We start from the raw sequence: 6,095 nt of genomic DNA on the forward strand, positions 1-6,095 counted from the left end.
CAGCCCTGTTAGCTTTGTTAAAGATTGCAGACAAGGAATGGACGCTGGGTTAGCAGAGCTTGCTGTCTCGAGCAGTCCATTTCCCTGGTTATCCCTGATTGTGTTGCTGCCGGCGGCAGCAGCCCTGGTACTGCCACTGGTGCCAGCCAGCGAGGACAAGCCATCCCCGGCGCCCAGGATCATCACGCTCATTGTCCTTCTGGTCGATCTGCTGCTGATGATGGGGGTGTTTGCCACCCGCTTCGACCCCAGCGCTGAAGGCCTCCAGCTGGTGGAACGTGTGAGCTGGCTCCCGGCCCTCGGCCTGGAGTGGTCCCTTGGTGTGGATGGTCTTTCCGCGCCTTTGGTGGTTCTCAGCGGCTTGGTGACCTTGCTGTCAGTGGCAGCAAGCTGGTCGGTTCAGCGCAAACCAAGGCTGTACTTCGCCCTGATGCTGGTTCAGGCCTCTGCCCAGGGCCTGGTCTTTCTCTCCCAAGACTTCCTGCTCTTCTTCCTCGCCTGGGAATTGGAGCTAGTTCCCGTTTACCTGTTGATCGCCATTTGGGGCGGACAGAACCGCCAATACGCCGCGACCAAATTCATCCTTTACACAGCGCTTGCCTCCTTGCTGATCCTGATTAGTGGTTTAGCGCTGGCTCTTTCGGGCGATTCGTTTACTTTCAACCTCACTGAACTGGCCGCTCGCTCCCCCGGCGGCAGCTTCGGTCTGTTGTGTTATCTGGGCTTCCTAATCGGCTTCGGCGTAAAACTGCCGATGTTCCCTCTGCACACTTGGCTCCCGGATGCCCACGGTGAGGCGAATGCGCCGGTTTCGATGCTTCTGGCAGGCGTGCTCTTGAAAATGGGCGGATACGCGCTGCTTCGCTTCAACGTGCAGATGTTGCCGGATGCGCACTACACCCTCGCTCCTGCACTGGTGATCCTCGGGATCGTGAACATCGTCTACGGCGCCCTCAACGCCTTTGCCCAAGACAACGTGAAACGCAGGATCGCTTGCAGCTCAGTCAGTCACATGGGATTTGTCCTTGTGGGGATCGGTGCAGTGGATGCACTGGGGATCAGCGGCGCGATGCTGCAAATGGTCAGCCATGGCCTGATTGCCGCCGCGATGTTCTTCGTGACAGGGGTGTTTTACGAACGAACAAAAACTCTCTCAATTCCAAACATGGGGGGGTTGGCGAAAGCGTTGCCCATCACCTTCGCCTTCTTCCTGGCCAGCTCCCTTGCATCGCTAGCGCTGCCAGGGATGAGCGGCTTTATCAGTGAAATCACCGTGTTCCTTGGAATCACTAGCCAGGAAGCCTTCACCTCACTGTTCCGATCGATCACCGTCCTCCTGGCCGCCATCGGTCTTGTACTCACACCGATCTATTTGCTTTCCATGTGCAGGAGGGTGTTCTTTGGCCCCAGGATCCCTGCACTGGCCAGCGTGAATGACATGCGGCCCAGGGAACTGATCATTGGTCTCAGCCTGCTGGTGCCAACCCTGGTGATCGGAATCTGGCCTCGCGTCGCGATGGATCTCTACGAGGCCTCCACCAATGCCCTAGCCCTGCAGTTCATCGCCAGCTGAAATGACACCATCTATTTCCCCGCTCCTTCGCGGCAAAGGGCTACCCGAGTTTCAGGCCATTTCTCCAGAGCTGGTCAGCCAGGACATTCCCGTTCTCCTCGAACAGCTTGATCGAGCGTTCAGTGAGCTTGAGAAATCTCTGGAATCAGCCTTAGCGGGCCAGTCCCGACTCTCCTGGGACGCCGTCATGCAGCCGCTTCAGGCCATCGGCGAACGGCTGCGGTGGAGCTGGGGTGTGGTGTCTCACCTCAATGGCGTCTGCAATTCTCCCGAGCTACGCGATGCCCATGCCGCCCAGCAGCCCGATGTTGTGCGCCTCAGCAACCGTCTGGGCCAAAGCCAGATTCTTCATCGTGCCCTGGAATCGCTTCAAAGCGGTCCTGCCGATCCGCTCAACGCCACCCAACAGCGGATTCTGAAATCAGAGTTGCTGTCGATGCAGCAGCGCGGGGTTGGCCTCAGTGGCGAAGAGAAAGCAGCCTTCAACCGCACCAGTGAACGTCTAGCCGCACTCTCCACCCAGTTCGGCAACCACGTGCTCGATGCCACGCAGCAATGGACCCTGAAGCTCACCCAACCCAACGAGGTGGAAGGCCTGCCGCAAAGGGCTTTGGAAGCGCTGGCCGCAGCAGCGCGTGAAGCAGGGGACGCTGATGCTTCCGCTGAAGCCGGCCCCTGGCTGCTCGGGCTGGACATGCCCCGCTACCTGCCGTTCCTGACCCATGCCAAAAACAGGGCCCTGCGAGAACAGGCATATCGCGCTCACGTGGGTCGAGCAAGCGAGGGAGAACTCGATAACCGTGCGTTGATTGAAGAGATCCTGACCCTGAGGAGAGAACAAGCCTCTCGCTTGGGCTATGCCCATTGGGCTGACCTCAGCCTCAGCGCCAAGATGGCCGATGACGTGCCGGCGGTGGAGGCACTGCTCGAAGAACTCCGCGCTGCGGCCTACCCAGCGGCTGAGCAGGAACTGCGGGATCTGCAAAGCATCGCCCGGGATCAACAGGCCCCGGAAGCCGATGACTTGGCCCCCTGGGATGTCGCGTACTGGTCAGAGCGCCTGCGCCAATCCCGTTTCGACTTAGATCAAGAAGCTCTGCGCCCCTGGTTCCCACTGCCGAAGGTACTCGACGGGCTGTTCAGCCTCTGCTCACGGCTGTTTGACGTGGAGATTGTCGGCGCCGATGGCGAGGCACCGATCTGGAACGACGACGTGCGCTTCTTCCGGGTGAAACGCTCGGATGGCACACCGATCGCTGGCTTCTACCTGGACCCCTACAGCCGGCCGGCGAGCAAACGTGGTGGGGCCTGGATGGATGAATGCCTCGGTCTGAAGAAGCAACCAGATGGATCGATGGTGCTGCCGGTGGCCTATCTGATCTGCAACCAAACTCCACCTGTCGGAGACACCCCCAGCCTGATGAGCTTCGAGGAAGTGGAGACCCTCTTCCATGAATTCGGCCATGGGCTCCAGCACATGCTCACCACCGTTGAAGAACCGGAAGCCGCCGGCATCAGCAACGTGGAATGGGATGCCGTTGAACTCCCCAGCCAGTTCATGGAGAACTGGTGCCTCGATCACGCCACGTTGATGGGCATGGCGCGCCACTGGCAGACCGGTGAACCTCTGCCTGAGGCTGAATTCAACAAGCTACGCAGCAGTCGTACCTTCAATGCGGGACTGGCCACCCTGCGGCAGGTTCACTTCGCCCTCAGTGACCTTCGCCTCCACAGCAAGTGGACTCCGGAGCTCGGCGTTACGCCCGACGCGCTGCGCCGTGAGATCGCCGCGACCACCACAGTGATGGCTCCGATCCCGGAGGATCAGTTCCTCTGTTCCTTCGGCCATATCTTTGCGGGCGGTTATTCAGCCGGGTACTACTCCTACAAATGGGCTGAAGTGCTGAGTGCGGATGCCTTCTCAGCATTTGAGGAGGTGGGTCTGGATCATGAGGATCGGGTTCGTGAAACCGGAGCTCGCTTCCGCGACACCGTGCTCAGCTTGGGTGGTAGCCGTTCCCCTTCGGAAGTCTTCGAAGCATTCCGCGGCCGCCCTGCAAGCACCGAGGCGCTGATTCGCCATTCCGGCCTGGTTGCCGCTGCCTGAACTCAGTCGCGCAACGTGCTGCAAAGCCGTCGAAGGGCGGCGGGATGGCTAATCAACTGCTGATGGGTCCAAACGGGGAGGCCCTCGCGACGACCCATCGGCAGAACTGCCTTCCAGCCTGGGCACACCATCAGATCCCAGCGGCAAAAGAAGCTGCAGCACTCGATACCAGCCAGGGCCTTGGGCTGTCCATTCAGTTGCCGTAACAGGCGGCTGCCCACTTTCATGTCTGCAGCGCCGGCCAAAAGCGGGCGGGGCATCAGCTGGGCGGCAAGGGTGCCCTGCTGTGGACTGCCCACGCTGAAGAACCGCCTGGTGCGCTGCACCCCCCCCAGCTCCTGCAACCAGATCCTCCCGATCACTCCCCCCATCGAGAAACCCAGAAGATCAACCATGGTGTCTGAACCGAAGCGGTCCTGAATGTGCTGATCCAAGCGAGACGCCAACTGTCGTAAGGGGACCCACCCCAGACCATGGGGAAGGTGCGGCGCAAGCAACGGGCGATCCGGCTGGTCAAGTTCCTGAATCAGGCGGTGAAAGAGGCGGGGCGTGTCCCAGAGACCATGCACCAGCACGAGGGGAGTGGTCACAGCGCCGACGTCCCACCGTGACGCGAACGTTCCACGAACACCCGACCGTTGAACCCTGGAACCGGTGCAGCACATTTGGTCAGTCGCAGCCAGACCGGGATGGGCCCGTACAGCGTTTCCAGACGATCCAGAACCTGCTCGCTGAAGTGCTCGATCGTGAGGCAACGAACCTGCTGGGACAGAGCTTGCAGGGCCTGAATCGCCACGCTGTAGTCAAGGCTCCGGTTCAGGTCGTCGGCTCCTGCGGCGGCAGTCAGATCGAACTGAACACTGAAATCAAGGCTGAACCACTGGCCATCCCGGCGTTCGTGCTCCAACACCCCGACATGGGCCCACAAGCGGAGCTCCCGCACCCCGATGCAATCCATCAGAGGGGCCGGTCGATGTGGGTGAAGGCACGGCTGCCGTTGGCGTAGTCCGCAGCGATGTGGCCCTCGCCGCGCAACCGATAGCGGTACGTCACCAGCCCCTCCAGACCGACCGGTCCCCGGGGCGGCATGGTCTGGGTGCTAATTCCCACCTCAGCGCCGAATCCGTAGCGGAAACCATCGGCAAACCGGCTCGAGCAGTTGTGATAAACCCCGGCGCTGTCCACCGCCGCAAGGAAGCGATCAGCAGCCTTGGAATCCTCGGTAAGGATCACTTCGGTGTGACGCGACCCGTAAGAGCGGATGTGGTCGGTAGCTGCCTCTAGATCATCCACCAGCTTCACTGCCAGGATCAAATCCAGATACTCGGTGCTCCAGTCCTCCTCCGTGGCCGCTTCAGCGACACCAAGGGCCATGCTCTCCGCATCGCCCCGCAGCTGAACCCCGGCAGCCGCGAATGCCGGCAGTGCTGCAGCCAGAAAAGGCTTGGCAATGGCCCGGTGCACCAGCAACGTTTCGATGGCATTGCAGGCTGCGGGGTACTGGCTCTTGCTGTCCACCGCCACCCGAACGGCTTTTTCGACGTTGGCCGCAGCATCCACAAAGAGATGGCAGACCCCATCGGCATGGCCGAGCACCGGGATGCGGGTGTTGTCCTGGATGAAGCGAACCAGTTCGTTGCTGCCCCTGGGGATGATCAGATCCACGAGGCCATCCAGACGCAACAACGCCAGGCTCTCCTGACGTGTGGTGAGCAGCGCGAGGGCATCGGCAGACACCGGACTCGCCGCCAGACCTGCCTGCAAGGCTTCCATCACGGCCTCGTTGGTGCAGCGCGCCTCACTGCCCCCCTTCAACAGAGCGCCGTTGCCCGAACGAATCGCCAGGGACGCGATCTGCATGACCGCATCAGGCCTGGCTTCAAAGATCACACCCACCACCCCAAGCGGGACGGAGACCCGTTCCAGGACCAATCCGTGATCCAGCTCCCTATGCAACTGGCGACAGCCCAGTGGATCGCTCAGGCTGGCCACCTTGCGGACGCCATCAATCGCTGCAGCCAACTTGGTTTCATCCAGCTTCAGCCTGGCCATCAGGGCCGGTGCCAGACCCTCGGTTGTTGAACGTTCAAGATCCTGACGATTGGCAGCAAGGATGCTCTCGGCGCGCTCGGTCAGAGCATCCGCCATCGACTGGAGCGCCAGCGCCCGTTGGCCGTCATCGGTCTGCCCAAGATCAACAGCAGCACGGCGGACAGCCGCTGCACGCTGCAACAGCGCTGCGGAAGGCTCTGGAACGCTGGACATCAACGCAATCAATCTGGAGCCATCATCCCGTTCAGCCGCTGCAGGGCGAGCCGCGCAGCCCCCAGGCGTCCAGCACCATTGCCAAGGCAGGCGGCTTCGATGCGCAACCCTTCCCGCGACACAGCCTGAACCCGCGACTCCACCTCGCGG

Annotated in this window: 5 protein-coding genes and 1 pseudogene; 2 read left to right on the plus strand and 4 right to left on the minus strand. The window is 61.3% G+C overall.

Annotated features, from left to right (window positions below; genetic code table 11):
- The first annotated feature begins 37 nt into the window (after positions 1-37).
- Both FZZ88_RS09410 and FZZ88_RS09415 read left to right on the plus strand, forming a co-directional pair.
- A complete protein-coding gene (locus FZZ88_RS09410) occupies positions 38-1,573 on the plus strand; it encodes an NAD(P)H-quinone oxidoreductase subunit 4 (protein WP_166016678.1) in 1,536 nt (511 codons plus the stop codon).
- Position 1,574: 1 nt separating this feature from the next.
- Positions 1,575-3,680: a M3 family metallopeptidase gene (locus tag FZZ88_RS09415; protein WP_166016679.1), complete on the plus strand. Its 2,106-nt coding sequence runs from the start codon at positions 1,575-1,577 to the stop codon at positions 3,678-3,680.
- Positions 3,681-3,682: 2 nt separating this feature from the next.
- Here FZZ88_RS09415 and FZZ88_RS09420 read toward each other — a convergent pair whose 3' ends face one another.
- The 4 genes and pseudogenes from FZZ88_RS09420 to FZZ88_RS09435 all read right to left on the minus strand — a co-directional run.
- Positions 3,683-4,270, minus strand: coding sequence for an alpha/beta fold hydrolase (locus tag FZZ88_RS09420; protein ID WP_166016680.1), 588 nt, complete (start codon positions 4,268-4,270; stop codon positions 3,683-3,685).
- Positions 4,267-4,638, minus strand: a complete 372-nt coding sequence (locus tag FZZ88_RS09425) for a dihydroneopterin aldolase (RefSeq protein ID WP_166016681.1) — start codon at positions 4,636-4,638, stop codon at positions 4,267-4,269. Before FZZ88_RS09425 ends, FZZ88_RS09420 begins: the two co-directional genes overlap by 4 nt.
- Complete coding sequence (locus tag FZZ88_RS09430; RefSeq protein WP_206339082.1) at positions 4,638-5,945, minus strand: glutamate-5-semialdehyde dehydrogenase; 1,308 nt, start codon at positions 5,943-5,945, stop codon at positions 4,638-4,640. The genes FZZ88_RS09425 and FZZ88_RS09430 overlap by 1 nt, the downstream gene beginning before the upstream one ends.
- An 8-nt stretch (positions 5,946-5,953) precedes the next feature.
- Positions 5,954-6,095, minus strand: a pseudogene (locus FZZ88_RS09435) (ROK family protein); the annotation flags it as partial.

The sequence above is a fragment of the Synechococcus sp. PH41509 genome, assembly GCF_020514285.1.
GTDB lineage: Bacteria > Cyanobacteriota > Cyanobacteriia > PCC-6307 > Cyanobiaceae > Parasynechococcus.